17 protein-coding genes are annotated in these 15,699 nt (G+C 65.2%); 12 read left to right on the forward strand and 5 right to left on the reverse strand.

The window, feature by feature from the left end:
- Positions 1–227: 227 nt before the first annotated feature.
- Together ndk and ACQY4T_RS08065 are read left to right on the forward strand one after the other, a co-directional pair.
- Positions 228–650, forward strand: a complete 423-nt coding sequence (gene ndk, locus ACQY4T_RS08060; RefSeq protein WP_428539879.1) for a nucleoside-diphosphate kinase — start codon at positions 228–230, stop codon at positions 648–650.
- The gene (locus ACQY4T_RS08065) at positions 647–1,033 is read left to right on the forward strand and encodes a DoxX family protein (protein WP_428539882.1); all 387 of its coding nucleotides are present in this window, start codon (positions 647–649) and stop codon (positions 1,031–1,033) included. The genes ndk and ACQY4T_RS08065 overlap by 4 nt, the downstream gene beginning before the upstream one ends.
- A gap of 89 nt (positions 1,034–1,122) precedes the next feature.
- On the opposite strand, the gene ACQY4T_RS08070 is transcribed toward ACQY4T_RS08065, so the two are convergent.
- A complete protein-coding gene (locus tag ACQY4T_RS08070) occupies positions 1,123–2,193 on the reverse strand; it encodes an amidohydrolase family protein (protein WP_428539885.1) in 1,071 nt (356 codons plus the stop codon).
- A 186-nt stretch (positions 2,194–2,379) separates the two neighbouring features.
- Positions 2,380–2,847 (reverse strand): DUF29 domain-containing protein, encoded by a 468-nt coding sequence (locus ACQY4T_RS08075; RefSeq protein WP_428539888.1) that lies wholly within the window; start codon positions 2,845–2,847, stop codon positions 2,380–2,382.
- A 195-nt stretch (positions 2,848–3,042) separates the two neighbouring features.
- On the opposite strand from ACQY4T_RS08075, the gene ACQY4T_RS08080 reads away from it, so the two are divergent.
- From ACQY4T_RS08080 to argJ, 3 genes are all read left to right on the forward strand, one after another.
- Positions 3,043–4,179, forward strand: coding sequence for an acyl-CoA dehydrogenase family protein (locus ACQY4T_RS08080; RefSeq protein ID WP_428539891.1), 1,137 nt, complete (start codon positions 3,043–3,045; stop codon positions 4,177–4,179).
- Positions 4,180–4,295: 116 nt separating this feature from the next.
- Positions 4,296–5,189: a peptidylprolyl isomerase gene (locus ACQY4T_RS08085; protein ID WP_428539894.1), complete on the forward strand. Its 894-nt coding sequence runs from the start codon at positions 4,296–4,298 to the stop codon at positions 5,187–5,189.
- Positions 5,190–5,212: 23 nt separating this feature from the next.
- Positions 5,213–6,457 (forward strand): bifunctional glutamate N-acetyltransferase/amino-acid acetyltransferase ArgJ, encoded by a 1,245-nt coding sequence (gene argJ / locus ACQY4T_RS08090; RefSeq protein WP_428539897.1) that lies wholly within the window; start codon positions 5,213–5,215, stop codon positions 6,455–6,457.
- Positions 6,458–6,507: 50 nt separating this feature from the next.
- Here argJ and ACQY4T_RS08095 read toward each other — a convergent pair whose 3' ends face one another.
- The gene (locus tag ACQY4T_RS08095; protein WP_428539900.1) at positions 6,508–6,897 is read right to left on the reverse strand and encodes a rhodanese-like domain-containing protein; all 390 of its coding nucleotides are present in this window, start codon (positions 6,895–6,897) and stop codon (positions 6,508–6,510) included.
- A 110-nt stretch (positions 6,898–7,007) separates the two neighbouring features.
- On the opposite strand from ACQY4T_RS08095, the gene ACQY4T_RS08100 reads away from it, so the two are divergent.
- From ACQY4T_RS08100 to ACQY4T_RS08115, 4 genes are all read left to right on the forward strand, one after another.
- On the forward strand, positions 7,008–7,238 hold the full coding sequence (locus ACQY4T_RS08100; RefSeq protein ID WP_428539903.1) for a type II toxin-antitoxin system Phd/YefM family antitoxin: 231 nt from the start codon (positions 7,008–7,010) through the stop codon (positions 7,236–7,238).
- 4 nt (positions 7,239–7,242) lie between these two features.
- Positions 7,243–7,629 (forward strand): type II toxin-antitoxin system VapC family toxin, encoded by a 387-nt coding sequence (locus ACQY4T_RS08105; RefSeq protein ID WP_428539906.1) that lies wholly within the window; start codon positions 7,243–7,245, stop codon positions 7,627–7,629.
- 72 nt (positions 7,630–7,701) lie between these two features.
- On the forward strand, positions 7,702–8,445 hold the full coding sequence (locus tag ACQY4T_RS08110) for a class II aldolase/adducin family protein (protein ID WP_428539909.1): 744 nt from the start codon (positions 7,702–7,704) through the stop codon (positions 8,443–8,445).
- 33 nt (positions 8,446–8,478) lie between these two features.
- Positions 8,479–9,003, forward strand: coding sequence for a GNAT family N-acetyltransferase (locus ACQY4T_RS08115; RefSeq protein ID WP_428539912.1), 525 nt, complete (start codon positions 8,479–8,481; stop codon positions 9,001–9,003).
- Between the two features lie 17 nt (positions 9,004–9,020).
- On the opposite strand, the gene ACQY4T_RS08120 is transcribed toward ACQY4T_RS08115, so the two are convergent.
- Both ACQY4T_RS08120 and ACQY4T_RS08125 read right to left on the reverse strand, forming a co-directional pair.
- Positions 9,021–9,653, reverse strand: coding sequence for an MlaC/ttg2D family ABC transporter substrate-binding protein (locus ACQY4T_RS08120; RefSeq protein WP_428539915.1), 633 nt, complete (start codon positions 9,651–9,653; stop codon positions 9,021–9,023).
- Between the two features lies 1 nt (position 9,654).
- A complete protein-coding gene (locus tag ACQY4T_RS08125) occupies positions 9,655–10,482 on the reverse strand; it encodes an MlaA family lipoprotein (protein ID WP_428539918.1) in 828 nt (275 codons plus the stop codon).
- 281 nt (positions 10,483–10,763) lie between these two features.
- On the opposite strand from ACQY4T_RS08125, the gene metF reads away from it, so the two are divergent.
- The 3 genes from metF (at position 10,764) to ACQY4T_RS08140 (ending at position 15,693) form a co-directional block, all read left to right on the forward strand.
- Positions 10,764–11,690, forward strand: a complete 927-nt coding sequence (gene metF, locus ACQY4T_RS08130; RefSeq protein ID WP_428539921.1) for a methylenetetrahydrofolate reductase [NAD(P)H] — start codon at positions 10,764–10,766, stop codon at positions 11,688–11,690.
- A gap of 872 nt (positions 11,691–12,562) precedes the next feature.
- Positions 12,563–14,815 carry an ATP-dependent helicase gene (locus tag ACQY4T_RS08135; protein ID WP_428539924.1) on the forward strand — a complete coding sequence of 751 codons (2,253 nt, stop codon included), beginning with the start codon at positions 12,563–12,565 and terminating at the stop codon, positions 14,813–14,815.
- Entirely contained in the window at positions 14,815–15,693 is an 879-nt protein-coding gene (locus tag ACQY4T_RS08140) for a 50S ribosomal protein L11 methyltransferase (RefSeq protein ID WP_428539927.1), read from the forward strand. The genes ACQY4T_RS08135 and ACQY4T_RS08140 overlap by 1 nt, the downstream gene beginning before the upstream one ends.
- The last annotated feature ends 6 nt before the right edge of the window (positions 15,694–15,699 follow it).

Here is a 15,699-nt window from a genome sequence, read left to right on the forward strand (position 1 = left end):
AACGCTTTAGTCGCTCATTGTTCGACAGGGCGATGACGTTTTTGGTGATGCCACCAAAAGCGATCGCACTGCAGGTCGCGATCGGCCGGCGTTTCGCCGCCGCCGGGGCCGCCGCGGCGAGGTCGGGTTGTACTGTGCCGGCTTGCCCTTGGCGGAGCAAACCCTTACTCAGCCGCGCGGAACCCCTCGAAGCTGAACTGTCCCAACCTGGAACCTAGGAGGCCGCGATGGCGACCGAGCGCACTTTCTCCATCATCAAGCCGGACGCCACCCGTCGGAACCTGACCGGCAAGATCAATGCGGTGCTGGAGGCGGCTGGGCTGCGTATCGTGGCGCAGAAGCGCATCCGGATGACCCATGGGCAGGCGGAAAGCTTCTACGGCGTGCACGCCGCTCGGCCGTTCTTTCGTGATCTGGTCAGCTTCATGATTTCCGGTCCCGTCGTCGTGCAGGTGCTGGAAGGCGACAACGCGGTGGTTCGCAACCGCGACGTGATGGGCGCCACCAACCCGGCCGACGCCGCCGACGGTACCATCCGCAAGCTGTTCGCGGAAAACATCGAGGCGAACTCGGTGCATGGGTCCGATAGCGCCGAGAATGCCGCGATCGAGATCGGGTTCTTCTTCGCCGCCACGGAGATCGTCGGATGAAGGGCGGATCAATGGATTGGGTCGGCTTGCTGGGACGCGTGCTGATGAGCTGGATTTTCATCCAGGCCGGGTTCCTGAAGGCGATGGCGCCAGCGGCGACGATGGCCTATTTCGCCAAGGACGGATTGCCGGTGCCGGGCGCGGCATATGCGGTGGCCCTCATCGTCGAGATCGGTGGCGGCATCCTGTTCCTGGTCGGTTGGCGGGTACGGATGACGGCGTTGGTCTTGGCTGTCTGGTGCATTGCCACGGCGTTGGTCGCGCATCTTCATCCCGAAAACCGCGAGCAGATGATCAACTTCATGAAGAATGTCTGCATGGCGGGTGGTTTTCTGCAGGTGGTGGCGTTCGGCGCCGGGCGGTTCAGCCTGGACCGAAGGTAGCACGAGATTGTTGCGGGCAGCGCCGGCCTGTTCTGGGGGCCGATCGCGCCATCACTGACCGCTGACGTCAGACCGGCCGCCGCGCCCGGTCAGGACGCGATGCCAAGCAGTCTTGCGGCGGTTCCGCCAAGAATCGCGATGCGCTCGTTGTCGGTCAGATCCGGTATGCCGAGCACGAGATCAACCTCGGTGCTGGTCCAGGGAAACGGATAGTCGGTCCCGATCATGACCTGGCCGGCACCGGTTTCCGCGATCAGGTGGCGCAGCGCTTCGGGTGTAAAGACGATTGTATCGAAGAATAGCTGACCGTCCTTCAGATAGGCGGTCGGATTCTTCTTCGGCAGCGGGCCGACCCGATCGGGGAAGCAGCGGGTCACCGCGTCCGACCGGTTGGCGTATGACGGCAGGAACCCGCCGCCGTGCGCGGCACAGATTTTCAGGCCCGGGAAGCGGTCGAGCGTGCCCTCGAAGATCAGGTGTGACAAAGCGATCGTGGTTTCCAGCGGATTGCCGATCGTGTTGGTCAGCAAACCGCTGCCGCCCAGCCGCCCGCTGGGTTCCAGTTCGCGCGTGCCCAACGGGTGCATGAACACCAGCACCCCGAGTTCCTCGCACTTCGCCCAGAACGGATGGAACCTTGGGTTGGCCAGTTCCTCGCCGGCGACGCTGCCGGCGACACCGACGCCGCGGAAACCGAGTGTCTTGACCGCATGCTCGACCTGTTGCGCGGCGAGATCGGGATATTGCAGAGCCGCGGTGGCGAAGGCGACGAAGCGGTCGGGGCTGGCGGCACAGAACTCGACCAGGGTTTCATTCTGGATCTTGATCAGTTCGGCCGCGGCGTCGCGTTCGGCGCGATACCAGTACGGGTTGATGCTGAGTGCCTCGACGTCGATGCCTTGCGCGTCCATCGCCGCGATGCGAGTGCTGGTGTCGTGCATCAGCAGGCCCGGCGCCTCGAGCGGGTGGTTGATCAGCGCCGCGGCGGCCGGCACGATGCAATGCGCGTGAACGTCGATGGTCTTGACCCGCTTGCCGTTGACTACGGTTTCTCGCCGCCGCAGGTGCGTTGCGGGCGCGGCCGATGCGCTGGCCATGCCGCAGCCGACGAACGCGATACCGGCGAGAGCAGTGCTGAGCAGATCCGCTGGAATAGGCATTTCCATCCCTCCTGTTTTTATGCCCGTCCGCCGGTCGGTCGAGGCGGGACTTCGGGTGGCGTGGTTATCGCATTCCAGCCGGGATGGCCAAAGCGCTCAGCCCGCGTGGTCCCGGCCGACCGAGGTCGATCTGCCATCAGAAGTTGGCTGACACTGGTGGTCCCTCGCAGCGTGATGCCCATGGCCTCATGTCCCGGGCGGAGGCGGGAACCAGCGGCCGACCACCTGATCCTCGGTGAATATCAACTCGGTGAAGTCGATGCCTGGTTGCTCGCGATAATCGGCAAGTGCGTCTCGCGCCCGTTCCCTCGCACCGGCCAGTTCGTCCTGGATCACGGTCGGGATCGTCCGTCGCAGGCTTGGAGCATCGGCCAATACACGCTGGATGCCATCCCGCTGTTCCCGGATCGTCTCCCGCCACGCGGCGCGAGGTTCGGCGGACGGAGAGACTTTAAGCTTCAAAAGGTGAATTAGGACAGTCGATATCCTGCTGGCAAACTCCCGTGACTGGCTCTTTCCCAAGGTTTCGATCTCCTCGGCCACATTCTCCCAGTCGATCGGCAGATTGGATGCCGAGCCCGCGGCGTTACGCAAGGCTCGAGCCTGGTGCTGCGACCAGAGCACCAGATCGGTGTCATATTCATGGTCAGCCATGTCGTTGCCTCGTCGTTGTTGCCGGAGACGTTTGATGCGAGAAAGCTTCTTTCGTCCGAGCCGGGCGGACCATTCATAGCACAAAGTGGCCACGGCGCGCCCCGGCTGCTGGGGTGCGGCAAACGGCGACCCGGCTGACAAACCCGGCGCGGCAGTGTAAACCCTGCGCAACGTCTGCAACCTGAGGCAGCCAGCATGCCCGACAGCATCTCTCCGACCGGCGATAGCCTGATCATCGACATGATCCGCCGCTTTTCCCAGGACCGACTGGCACCGCTGGCGGCCGAGCGCGAGAAACAGCGCCGGATCGAGCCCGAGATCATCGCCGAACTGGGCGAGCTCGGCGTGTTCGGCGCCACCACCCCCGCCGAATGGGACGGCAGCGAGATCGACCCGGTCACCTACGCGCTGCTGGTGGAGGAGATCGCCGCCGGCGACGGTTCGGTCTCGACCATGGTGTCGGTGCATAATTCGCCGACCTGTGTCGTCGTCAACAATAACGGCACCGACGCCCAGAAGGACCGCTGGCTGCGCCCATTGGCAAGAGGGGAACATATCGGGTCGTTCGGCCTGACCGAACCGCAGGCTGGGTCGGACGCGTCCAACCTGAAGACCCGCGCGGTCAAGTTCGGTGACCGCTACGTCATCAACGGCGCCAAGCAGTTCATCAGCAACGCGGCCCACCCGGGCGCCCTGGTTTTGTTCGCGGTTACCGACCCTGACGCCGGCAAGAAGGGGCTGTCCTGCTTCGTGATCGACAAGACCCATCCCGGGTTCTCGATCGCCCGCACCGAGGAGAAGCTGGGCCAGAAGGCCTCCGACACCTGTGCGCTGGCGTTTCAGGATATGGAGGTGGCGGAAGACCAGCGTATCGGTGCCGAAGGTGAAGGCTACAAAATCGCGCTCTCTACCCTGGAAAGCGGACGCATCGGCATTGCCGCGCAGAGCGTCGGCATGGCGCGGGCGGCGCTGGAATACGCCATCGGATACGCCCGCGAACGGCGTGCGTTTGGCGGCGCGATCATCGACTTCCAGGCGGTCGGCTTCCGCCTGGCGGACGCCAAGACGCAACTGGAGGCGGCCCGGCAACTGACACTGCATGCGGCGAGACTGAAGGCCGAGGGCCGGCCGGCACTGGAAGCCGCCTGCATGGCGAAACTGTTTGCCTCGGAAGCCGCCGAGGCGATCTGCACCGCCTCGATCCAGACCTTGGGCGGTTACGGCTTCCTGGCCGACTATCCGGTGGAGCGGATCTATCGCGATGTGCGGGTGTGCCAGATCTACGAAGGCACCTCGGACGTGCAGAAGCTCATCCTGCAGCGCATGCTGTAGTATAGCGCGTCTGAGACGCGCGCTACGAACCTTCACTCGGCGTCGCCCAATGGGGCTGCCTTGTGAGCTCTGCCAGCTTCGGTCATAAGCACCGCTTTCCTAACGCAGGGGTTTGCATGCCGCTTTTTCCGGACTGCTCATGGGGGCCGCCGGCCCGCCTGCTCGCTGCCGCCGCTCTGTTCGGCATGATCGCCGCCGCGCCGGTCAGGGCGCAGACCGATCCCGATCCGGTGCTGGCCAAGGTCAACGGGCAGCCGATTCACGCCAGCGACCTGAAGGCCGCGGCCGATACCCTGCCGGCGCAAGCGCGCGCACTGCCGCCGAAGCAACTTTATCCGATGCTGCTGGATCAGTTGATCGACGCGCAGGCGCTGATCATCGAAGCGAAGAAGACCGGGCTTGAAAACGACCCCGACGTCAAGCGCAGCATGCAGATGGCGGAGGACCGCACCCTGGCGTCCGCCATGCTGAGCAAACAGGTACGCCCGCAACTCAGCGATGAAGCGGTCAAGGCTCGGTATGACCAGGAGTTTGCCAACAAACCGGGCGAGCCCGAAGTGCATGCGCGGCACATCCTGGTGTCGGATGAAGCCACCGCGGACAAGATCATCGCCGACCTGAAGAAGGGCGGCGACTTCGCCGCGCTGTCCAAGCAGTATAGCAAGGATCCGGGGGCCTCCAAGCAGGGCGGCGATCTGGGATTTTTCAAGAAGACCGACATGGTACCGGCATTCGCAGACGCGGCGTTCGCGTTGAAGGACAACGAGGTGACGCCGACCCCGGTGAAGACCGAGTTCGGCTGGCATGTCATCCAGACGCTGGAACATCGGACCGCGCCGCCGCCGACGTTTGAACAGGAACGCGATCAGTTGCGCCAACAGATGCTTCAGGCCGCGGTGCAGCAAGCGGTGATCAAGGCGCGTTCCGACACCAAGGTGGAACGGTTCAACCTGGACGGGACACCGGTGAAGACGACCGATACGGCGGAGCCGCCACCGGCCGCCAAATAAGCCTCTGGATCAACCACCAAGCCATGGCTGCTGAAGTGTCCCCGCTCGCCGTCCCGCTGCCGGAGCTGCCGCCGCTCGCCGGCGTTCGCCTGTCGGCCGCTGCGGCCGGCATCCGCTACCAGGGGCGAACCGACGTGGTGATGATGGAGGTTGCCGCCGGCAGCACCGTGGCCGGGGTTTTCACCTCCAACAAGTGCCCGGGCGCGCCGGTCGATTGGTGCCGAACGGCGTTGAAGGCGGGGCGGGCGCGGATGGTGGTGGTGAACGCGGGCAATGCCAACGTGTTCACCGGCAAGGCCGGACGCGAGGCCTGTGTGGCGACGGCGGCGGCGGCGGCGAAGCTGGCGGCCTGCCAGCCGCGGCAGGTGTTCATCGCCTCGACCGGGGTGATCGGCGAGCTGCTGCCGCACCAGAAGCTCGTGGCCGCGCTGCCGGCGCTGCATCAGGCCCTGACGGACGATAACTGGGAAGCGGCCGCCCGCGGCATGATGACGACCGATACATTCCCCAAGGCGTCAACCCGGCTGGCCCGCATCGGCGATGCCCAGGTGCGTATCACCGGCATCGCCAAGGGCAGCGGGATGATCGCACCCAACATGGCGACGATGCTGTGTTTCGTGTTCACCGACGCCAAGCTGCCGGCCGACGCGCTGCAGACCATGCTGCGCAAGGGTGTCGATGCCAGCTTCAACCGCACCACGGTGGATTCCGACACCTCGACTTCCGACACCGTGCTGCTGATCGCCACCGGGCAGGCGAAGCATGGGCGCATTCCCGGCCCCGATGGGACCGCCGCCCGCAACCGGACCCTGGCCGATTTCGCGCAGCGGTTGAACGAGGTACTGCTGGACCTGGCGCTGCAGGTCACCGGCGATGGCGAGGGCGCCAGCAAGCGGGTGCGCATCGACGTCACCGGGGCGGCGAGCGCCCGATCGGCGAAGAAGATCGCCATGGCGGTGGCGAACTCGCCGCTGGTCAAGACGGCGATTGCCGGTGAGGACGCCAACTGGGGCCGCATCGTCATGGCGGTCGGCAAATCCGGCGAGCCGGCCGATCGCGACAAATTGTCGATCGGCGTCGGCGGCGTATGGATGGCCAGGGACGGCGCGGTGATCACGGATTACGACGAAGCCCCGGTGGTCGCGCACATGCGAGGCAAGGAGGTCGAGATCGCCATCGACATCGGCCTAGGCGGCGGCAAGGCCACCGCCTGGACCTGCGATCTGACGCACGGCTACATCGAAATCAACGGCTCCTATAGAAGCTAAACGGGATCAAAGGGCCGCCGGCCCTTTGCGGGTCCGGGCAGCGCCCGCGCTTACTTCTCCACCACTGCCCCACCCGCCTGTTTCCAGGCGGCAAACCCACCGCCGAGATGCGCCACATCGGTCAGCCCCATCTCTTGCGCCGTCTTCGCCGCCAGCGCGGAGCGCCAGCCGCCGGCACAGAAGAACACGAACTGCTTCGGTTCGCTGAAGACCGGCTTGGCATAGGGGCTCTCGGGGTCGATCCAGAACTCCAGCATGCCCCTGGTGCAGGCAAACGCCCCCGGCATCTTGCCTTCGCGTTCGATCTCGCGCGGGTCGCGCAGATCGACGAACACCACGTCGGGCTTGCCGGCGAGTTTGATTGCCGCCTCGACCGTGAGGGTTTTCACTTCTGCGTTGGCTTCGGCGAGAAGCTGTTTGTAGCCCTTCTTCATGTCCATCGCGTGACCCTGCCGCTTGCTGTGTTCGACTTACCGCACCCGCCGATGATTGTTTTGTCGGGTCGCGGCGGGCATGATATTGGCTAGTTTGCATAGCTAATGGCTTCGTCATGCAGGTCGTCACCATCCATGTCGCCAAAACCACGCTGTCACAGCTGCTGGCTCGGGTCGAAGCGGGCGAGGAGATCGTGCTCGCTCGCGGCAGGAACCCTATCGCCAAACTGGTGCCGTTAAAGCCGGCAGCGGGCAAACGCCGATTTGGCGCGTTGCGTGGACAGATCAGTGTAGGCCCTGGGTTTTTCGAACCGCTGACGGAACAGGAAATCGCGGCCTGGGAATAGGCCAATGGACCTGCTGCTCGACACGCATGCCCTGCTCTGGTGGCTGGCGGGCGATAGCTCGCTTTCCGCGACGGCCAAGGCTGCGATAGCAGACGAAACCAACCTGGTCTTCATCAGCGCCGCGTCCACCTGGGAGATCGCGACGAAGCATCGTCTGGGCAAACTGCCCGAAATCGCCGCCATCGTGGCCGATCTTGGTGGGGCGATACTTGAGCAGGGTTTCGTCGGCCTGCCGATCACCATCCGGCACGGTCAGGCGGCCGGTGCGTTGCCGGGCCCGCACCGCGATCCGTTCGACCAGATGCTGATTGCCCACGCGATGCTGAACGACCTTGTTTTGGTTTCGAACGAAAAGCAATTCGATGCCTATGGCGTGAAACGGATGTGGTGACGGCGCAGGACCCGACATTTGCCCCAGCACGGCGGGTTCGCTATCTGACCCTGCAAGTCGGAGGCACATACGATGGACGCCGAAACCACGATCCAAGCCAACGCCGATCATCAGGCCCGCGTTGACCTCGCGGCGGTCTACCGGCTGCTGGCGCAGCATGGCTGGGGCGACGTGATCTTCAACCACGCGGCGATGCGCGTTCCGTCCAGCCCGCGCCACTTCCTGATCAAGCGGCACGAGCTGCTCTACAATGAGGTAACCGCGTCCAACTTCGTTGAAGTCAGCATGGACGACGATCTGGACGAGCGGTCCGGCGTCAACCGGCCCGGCTTCACCCTGCACAGCGGCATCCTGCGCGGCCGGCCCGACGTGCAATGTTCGGTGCATGTCCATCCCGAGGAAGCCATCGCCATTTCGGGCCTGAGTCATGGACTGCGGCCGTTGTCACAGAACGCGATGCGGTTTCATAATCGCATCGGCTACCACGAGTATGAGGGCCTGACCGACAGTTTCGACGAGCGCGAGCGCATCATCGCTGCGTTGGGTCAAAACCGCGCGCTGATCATGCGCCACCATGGCATCACCACAGTCGGCGAGACAGCGCGCGAGGCGTTCTGCTTGATGAAGGAGTTCGTGTGTGCCGCTCGGATCCAGTTGCGGATGGAGGCGACCGGTGCGGTGTTGCGCGAAATCCCTCCGAATGTGTGTGAGCGGGTGGCGGCGCAATACGAAAAACATGACCGCGGCCGGGCGTCGGCCGAGTGGCCGGCCTATCTTCGACAACTCGACGCCCTCGATCCGCGATACCGATGCTGATCTTGCCGGGTTCGGCGGCCGGCCGGGTCCGCCATGAGCCCGATCTGGGTGCTGCGAACCGGCCGCCTTGTGCTAAGCCCGGTCGGGGGTAGCGATCTGGCTGATTTGCGGGCGTTCAAGACCGATCCCTCGGTGTTTGCGGTGATGCTGGGCGGCGTGCGCAATCATGCCCAGACCGCCGACGACCTGGCGGACGATGTCATGCACTGGGGCCGCCATGGATTCGGCATTTGGGCGGTTCGCGAGGTGGACCGTTTCATCGGCATCACCGGATTGCAGCACCGTCCGGATGGGCGCGGCGTCGCGCTTCGCTTCGCCATTTCACCGGAAGCCCAGGGCCGCGGCCTGGCACGCGAAGCGGCGTTCGCGGCGTTGCGCTTCGGCCACGACCGCGCCGGCCTTGGACGGATCATCGCGGTAGCCCGAGAAAGCAATTTCGGATCACGCACGGTGCTGGGCGGCATCGGCATGGGGCCGGCCGAAAGCTTCCGCCAACGCGGCCATACGATGATCGTCTACGAAAGCCTCAGTGAGCCGAGCGGCTCGCGCCTGGTCTGACTCGCAGGGATGAACCGCTATCCGTTGCGGGAGACCTGGTTCTTCATGGCCGCGATCAGCGCATCGACGTTGTTGTTGTTGTGCGTCAGATAAGAGGCATAGTCCTGCCGCTGGGTGAGCCGCAGGGAGGTGCCCTCGGCCACCACATCGATGATCTTCGGCTTGGTCTCCGGGCTGGCGATGATCCAGTCCACCGCGGTTGGTGGATTGTTCGGGCGCACCACCGTGGTTGAAACCACTGCCTCCTGGTCCTGCGACCGGCTGCGGCCCATGCTGAAGGTGACGCCTTTGTACTCGCCAAGCTTGGCGGTGATATTGGTGACCAAAACCTCGTGGAACAGCGCCAGGTACTGCTTCTGCTGTTCGGGCGTCGCCTGGCGCCAGAACCGGCCCAGGCAGAACCGGCCGATCCCATCAACATCGACATCGCTGGTCAGCACCTCGGTCATCGCCGAGCGCTTGGACTCGGCCGACCCTGGGCCGTTGACGATCGCCACCAGCCGGTCACCGGTGGACTTCACGAACGCGGCGGCCTTTTCCGTGCTCTGGGCGCGGGCCGATAGGGGAAGCAGCACGGCCGATGCGGCGGCCAGGATCAGGAAATGCCGGCGATGGATCATCTTGTTGTCCGAACTATGGTGACGGGTCATTTTACTTCGCGGGCGTGTCCGCCGGCTGCGGGAACCAGACGGGTATGGTCGCGCGATTGTCGTTGCGCAATTCCTCGATCTGGGCGTGGCGATGCTGACGGTACAGGCTGCGGAAAGTGGCGTAGGGATCGAGCGCTGTCTTCTTGATCTGATCCAGCGAGTCAAGCACACGCTCGCGCGCGTCGAGCGCATTCAATGCCTGGCGCGAGTATTTGAAAGCTGACCAGCCGGCAAGGGCGGGGCCGGTGCCGACCCAGGTGAACGGGTCCAGGGCGATGCCGGCACCGAACCCCGCGGCGTCGCGCGGGTCGCTAGGACCCAGCACTGGCAGGAACAGGAACGGTCCCTCGGGCACCCCCCAAAGCGCCATCGTCATGCCGAAGTCGGCGTCATGATCGGGATAACCCCATTTTGTAGCGACATCGAAAATACCGAGACCGCCGGCGGTGGTGTTGATTAGGAAGCGCATCGTGGTGTCGCCGGCCCGGCGCGGCTTGCCTTCCAGGGCGTCGTTGGCGAACTGCACCGGCAGGCCGATATTGGCCAAAACGTTGTGGAGGCCGGTGCGCACCGCGCCGGGCACGACATAGCGATAGGCCAACGCCGCTGGCCGCAGGATCACGGTGTCGAGGCCGTTGTTGATCGCATAGAACACTCGGTTGGTGGGTTCCAGCGGGTCGTTGGTCTGCCGGTAATCGGCCAACGCATCGGGGTCGCTCGCCGGGGGCGCTGTCGCGCAACCCGCCAGGCCGATGCCGGCCACGATCAACAGAGCGAGAAAACTTGCTGGCCCGAAGAACGAGCGGCAGTGGAACAGAACAGGGCGCATTAGCTTCCTCAAGCCAGACTCCGGACGCGGTCGACCACCGCCCGGATCCGGAGCAAACTCTTTAAACACGACTCTCATCTAACCGGAGCACCCGGCACTGAGTTGTCCGCAAACCGCTCGGTGGTTTCGGTGGACCGCGCAGCGGTCGGCCATACCACGCGACCAACAAACATGGAAATCCCGTTCTACGAATTCCTGGTCGGCCGGGTCGGCCAGGAGGCGGCGTTGGACGGTCCGCGCAACCCCTTGCGTTTTGAGCGGAAACCGGGGATTCAGCGGGGATGGATCTTGGCTCCGCCACGTTACAACGCTGGATGACAGGCCCGCGCTTCAGCGCGCTGCCGATGCGCTCGCCCGGTCAACCGGCGCCGCATCTGTCGTTTGAGTTCTTTCCGCCGCGCACCGAGGCGCTGGAGCAGCAGTTGTGGACCTGCATCAACCGCCTGGCGCCGCTAGCTCCGCGCTTCGTGTCGGTGACCTACGGTGCCGGCGGCACGACGCAGGCGCGCACTCACGCCACCGTGGCGCGCATCGTGCGCGAGACCAGCCTGGTTCCCGCCGCCCACCTGACCTGCATCGGATCGATCCGGGCCGAGGTGGACGCGGTCGCCAGAAGCTACTGGCAGGCCGGCGTGCGCCATATCGTCGCGTTGCGCGGCGATCCGCCGCCCGGCGAACCATATCGGCCACATCCCGGCGGTTACCAGTTCGCCGCCGATCTCGTATCCGGCTTGCGCAACGTTGCTGATTTCGAGATTTCCGTCGCGGCTTATCCGGAAGTCCATCCGGGTGCGTCCAACCCGGTGGCCGACCTGGAGAACTTGAAGCGCAAGCTGGATGCTGGGGCGACCCGCGCTATCACTCAATACTTCTTCGATACCACCACCTATCTGCGCTTCCTCGACCTCTGTCTGGCTGCTGGGATCAAGGCACCAATCGTGCCGGGCATCATGCCGGTGTCGAATTACGCCCAGGCGGTGAAGTTCTCGGCAATGTGCGGTGCCAGCGTGCCGGCCTGGATGGGGCGGCTGTTCGACGGCACGGAGAACGACCCCGAGACCCGCCGGATGGTGGGCATGGTGGTCGCCACCGAGCAGGTTCGGCTGTTGCAGGCAAATGGGGTGGACGAATTCCACTTCTACACGCTGAACCGGCCGGACCTGACCTTTGCGATTGCCCATGTGTTGGGGGTCAGGCCGCCGTCCTAGTGCTCGGCCGGCGCGCGCAAGGCTTGGGCACGGCGCGAGCGAACAAGCGGCATCGACCGACGAGACCACCGCGCGCCGCTCCGAAAGCTTCGAACAGCCCATCACGGAAGGCTGTACCGGCCATCGAAGGTCGTCCTTACCAACTGTGAGGGAGACCGGCACGACGTCAGATGCCGAGCTTGGGATTCTCGCACTTGCCGCCCTGGCGCAATCCGACCCGGTCTCGGATTTCATGCGTCGGAACTGAGGGCGCCTCGGCCGAGACCACAAGCTTGACTATTGATCTGAAGAATATCATTCGGTCGCAAAAGCCCGACAAGCGCCAGACGGAAAACGCCCCCGCCCTGACACCGATCTGATCCGCGCCAGCGATATCGCTGGAAAAAGGTCGGCAGGTGTTCGTGCCCGACACGAACATTTACATCATGGAACCCGCCGGTATTTTACCACGGGCGGCTGAGACCATCGTCTCTGAAGGAGATGTTCCATTGTTGTGTCTGCCTCGCCGAGTTCAGGTGAGCGTCGGCAAGTAGGCGCCAATCGGCTGCTTATCCCCGACGCTGAAACGGGGGCGGACGCCGGTGTTGCAGCCGTTACCCTGGCTCGGACTCAGGGCTTGGCGAAGCAACGATCCAAGGAACTCCTGAATGATGCGGTGCTTTACCTCTACGCAACGAGAAACGGGTTGCCGGTGCTAACCGACAACAAAGCTGATTTTGACCTGCTTCAGCACCCCGCGCCGAATGGCAATTTCATCTTTGTTTGACAATAAGCCTCCTGGCGGCGAACCGTTCTGAAACCGGCCTGCCGAGGCGGCGAAGTTAGCGGGTTAGCAGTTAGAGGATGGTCTGGAGCAGCGCCGTCCTGGCCTCATGAACACGGCCGTTTGGCCAAGCTCGGCGGGACGTCCTATATCCAATTCCGTGTCCACCCAAGTCCCGACCCTGCCCGACTACCTGACCCGGCTGAACCCTGAACAGCGCGCCGCGGTGGAAACCGTGGACGGCCCGCTGCTGGTGCTGGCCGGCGCCGGCACCGGCAAGACCCGGGTGCTGACCACCCGGTTCGCCCACATCCTGCTTACACGGCGGGCCTTCCCCAACCAGGTCCTGGCCGTCACCTTCACCAACAAGGCGGCGCGCGAGATGCGCGAACGGGTCGCCGCCATCCTCGGCGAACCGGCCGAAGGCCTCTGGCTCGGCACCTTTCATGCGCTGTGCGCCCGCATGCTGCGCCGCCACGCCGGCCATGTCGGGCTGGAGTCGAACTTCACCATCCTCGACACCGACGACCAGATGCGGCTGTTGAAGCAACTGATGGAGGCCGATCGCATCGACACCAAGCGCTGGGTGCCGGCGGGGTTGATGGGGGTGATCCAGCGCTGGAAGGATCGCGGCCTGACCCCGGCGCGGATTACGCCGAACGAGGACTCCGACTACGCCAACGGCCGCGCCCAGGCGGTGTATGCCGCCTACCAGGAACGGCTGAAGACCCTGAACGCGGCCGATTTCGGCGACCTGATCCTGCACATGACGGAAATCCTGCGCACCCAGCCCGACGTGCTGGCGGATTACCATCGCCGCTTCCGCTACATCCTGGTGGACGAATATCAGGATACCAACCTGGTGCAGTACCTGTGGCTCCGCCTGCTCGCGCAGGGCCACCGCAACATCTGCTGCGTCGGCGACGACGACCAGTCGATCTACTCCTGGCGCGGCGCCGAAGTGGAAAACATCCTGCGCTTCGAGAAGGATTTCGAGGCTGCCCGTATCGTCCGGCTGGAAGCGAACTATCGCTCCACCGCGCGCATCCTCGCCGCCGCGTCGGGGCTGATCGCGCACAATGAAGGCCGCCTGGGCAAGACGCTGCGCCCCGGCCGGCCGGATGGCGAGGCCGGCGACAAGGTCAGCGTCATCGAGCTGTGGGACTCCGATCAGGAAGCGCGCATGGTGGCCGGCCGGATCGAGGAATTGCGCCGCGAGGGCGATCCGCTCGCCGAGATGGCGGTGCTGGTCCGCGCCGGGTTCCAGACCCGGGCGTTCGAGGAACGCCTGATCACCGTCGGCGTGCCGTATCGCGTGATCGGCGGCCTGCGGTTCTACGAACGGGCCGAGATCCGCGACGCCATCGCCTATATGCGCGCCACCGTGCAGCCGGCCGACGATTTGGCGTTCGAGCGCATTGTCAACGTCCCGCGCCGCGGGGTCGGTGATTCGGCGCTGCGCACCATGCACGAAGCCGCCCGCACCTGGGGCGTTCCGCTGGCTGCCGCGGCCGCTCGGCTGGTCGAAACCGGCGGCCTTAAGGGCCGGGTGAAAGACGCCGTTGGCGGCCTGCTGCGCCACTTCGGCCACTGGCGCGACATGCTGGCGGTCGATGGCCATGTCGTCACCGTCGCCACCATGCTGGACGAAAGCGGCTATACCGAGATGTGGCAGCAGGACAAATCAGCCGAAGCTCCGGGGCGGCTGGAGAACCTGAAGGAACTGGTCCGCGCCCTGGCGGATTTCGAAACCCTGGCCGGCTTCCTCGACCACGTCGCGCTGGTGATGGAGAACGAGGACCGCTCCGACCCCGACAAGGTCAGCCTGATGACCTTGCACGGCGCCAAGGGACTGGAATTCGACACCGTGTTCCTGCCGGGCTGGGAAGAAGGCGTGTTCCCCAATCAGCGTGCGATGGACGAGAGCGGCAACAAGGGGCTGGAGGAGGAGCGCCGCCTGGCCTATGTCGGCCTGACCCGAGCCCGTCGGCGCGCCATCGTCAGCCACGCCGCAAACCGGCGGATCTATGCCAACTGGCAGACCAGTATCCCCAGTCGGTTCCTCGATGAACTGCCCGAGGCCGATGTCGAGCAGACCGGGGCGACGCGGGCGGATCGGATCGCCGCGGCGACGTCGTTCTCCGGCCAGTTCCCGCTGATGGCGCGCGCGCCACGGGTGATCGACGCGTGGGAGCAGCCGGCGCGCCCGGCGCGGACCGAGAAGATCCCGGTCGGCGCCCGGGTGTTCCATCAGAAGTTCGGCTACGGCACCGTCAAGGCGGCCGACGAGGACAAGCTCGACGTGCAGTTCGAGACCTCGGGCGATAAGCGGGTGCTCGATCGCTTCGTCGAACGCGCCTGATGGCGAACCATCCGATGGCGTTGGAAACCGTGGCGGTCTCCGTCGCCGAGGATGCGTTGGACGCGTACGAAGCCGCGCTGGCCAATGCCTGCGAAACGGTTGGGTTCTTCCGCGACCACGATAGCGGCATCTGGCGGGTCGAAGGGGTGAAGCGGGTTGGCGTCAACGAGGCGGAGCTGGCGTCGTCACTGGCGGTCGCTGCCATGCTGACAGGGGTGTCGCCGGTGCTGCAGCGCTCCGCCACCGCGGCGGACGGCTGGCTGGCGCGCACCTATGCCGCGTTCCCCGAGCAGTTGATCGGCCGCCGCTTCGCGGTGCGCGGAACCCATCTGACCGGGCCGCGGACGCCGCACCGGATCAGCCTGACGCTGGACGCTGGCCTGGCGTTCGGCACCGGCGAGCACGGGTCCACGCGTGGCTGCCTGGTGGCGCTGGAGACCGTGGTGCGTCGCCGGCCTAGGCGGATACTGGACCTCGGCACCGGGTCTGGAATCCTGGCCATGGCGGCCGCCCGGTTGCTGCATCGCGCGGTGCTGGCAACCGATATCGAGCCCTGGGCAGTGCGGGTCGCCGGACAGAACGCCGCGCTGAACCGCGTCGCTCATCTGGTGACCGCTCGGCTGGCCGACGGGTGGCGCGATCCGATGGTGCGCCGCCTCGGCCCGTACGACTTGGTGTTCGCCAATATCCTGGCCCGCCCATTGTGCTTGATGGCGCGCGATCTGGCGCGGTATCTGGCGCCGGGGGGGACGGCGATCCTGGCCGGATTGCTGGGGAACCAGGCGCGCTGGGTGCTGGCGGCGCACCGCGCCCAGGGTCTGCGACTGGAGCGCATGCTGCCACAGGGTCCGTGGACCACGATTGTGGTGCGGAAATAGCGCCTG

Origin of the sequence: Rhodopila sp. (genome assembly GCF_965277825.1) — a bacterium.
Lineage (GTDB): Bacteria > Pseudomonadota > Alphaproteobacteria > Acetobacterales > Acetobacteraceae > Rhodopila.

Bases quoted from the DNA above. Each gene is read 5' to 3' on its own strand.
- ACQY4T_RS08100 (WP_428539903.1), top strand. From the start codon at position 7,008: ATGCAGGTCGTCACCATCCATGTCGCCAAAACCACGCTGTCACAGCTG.
- ACQY4T_RS08140 (WP_428539927.1), top strand. From the start codon at position 14,815: ATGGCGAACCATCCGATGGCGTTGGAAACCGTGGCGGTCTCCGTCGCC.
- ACQY4T_RS08110 (WP_428539909.1), top strand. From the start codon at position 7,702: ATGGACGCCGAAACCACGATCCAAGCCAACGCCGATCATCAGGCCCGC.
- ACQY4T_RS08075 (WP_428539888.1), bottom strand. From the start codon at position 2,847: ATGGCTGACCATGAATATGACACCGATCTGGTGCTCTGGTCGCAGCAC.
- ACQY4T_RS08065 (WP_428539882.1), top strand. From the start codon at position 647: ATGAAGGGCGGATCAATGGATTGGGTCGGCTTGCTGGGACGCGTGCTG.
- ACQY4T_RS08125 (WP_428539918.1), bottom strand. From the start codon at position 10,482: ATGCGCCCTGTTCTGTTCCACTGCCGCTCGTTCTTCGGGCCAGCAAGT.
- ACQY4T_RS08085 (WP_428539894.1), top strand. From the start codon at position 4,296: ATGCCGCTTTTTCCGGACTGCTCATGGGGGCCGCCGGCCCGCCTGCTC.
- ACQY4T_RS08080 (WP_428539891.1), top strand. From the start codon at position 3,043: ATGCCCGACAGCATCTCTCCGACCGGCGATAGCCTGATCATCGACATG.
- ACQY4T_RS08105 (WP_428539906.1), top strand. From the start codon at position 7,243: ATGGACCTGCTGCTCGACACGCATGCCCTGCTCTGGTGGCTGGCGGGC.
- ACQY4T_RS08115 (WP_428539912.1), top strand. From the start codon at position 8,479: ATGAGCCCGATCTGGGTGCTGCGAACCGGCCGCCTTGTGCTAAGCCCG.
- metF (WP_428539921.1), top strand. From the start codon at position 10,764: ATGGATCTTGGCTCCGCCACGTTACAACGCTGGATGACAGGCCCGCGC.
- ndk (WP_428539879.1), top strand. From the start codon at position 228: ATGGCGACCGAGCGCACTTTCTCCATCATCAAGCCGGACGCCACCCGT.
- ACQY4T_RS08120 (WP_428539915.1), bottom strand. From the start codon at position 9,653: ATGACCCGTCACCATAGTTCGGACAACAAGATGATCCATCGCCGGCAT.
- ACQY4T_RS08095 (WP_428539900.1), bottom strand. From the start codon at position 6,897: ATGGACATGAAGAAGGGCTACAAACAGCTTCTCGCCGAAGCCAACGCA.
- argJ (WP_428539897.1), top strand. From the start codon at position 5,213: ATGGCTGCTGAAGTGTCCCCGCTCGCCGTCCCGCTGCCGGAGCTGCCG.
- ACQY4T_RS08135 (WP_428539924.1), top strand. From the start codon at position 12,563: ATGAACACGGCCGTTTGGCCAAGCTCGGCGGGACGTCCTATATCCAAT.
- ACQY4T_RS08070 (WP_428539885.1), bottom strand. From the start codon at position 2,193: ATGCCTATTCCAGCGGATCTGCTCAGCACTGCTCTCGCCGGTATCGCG.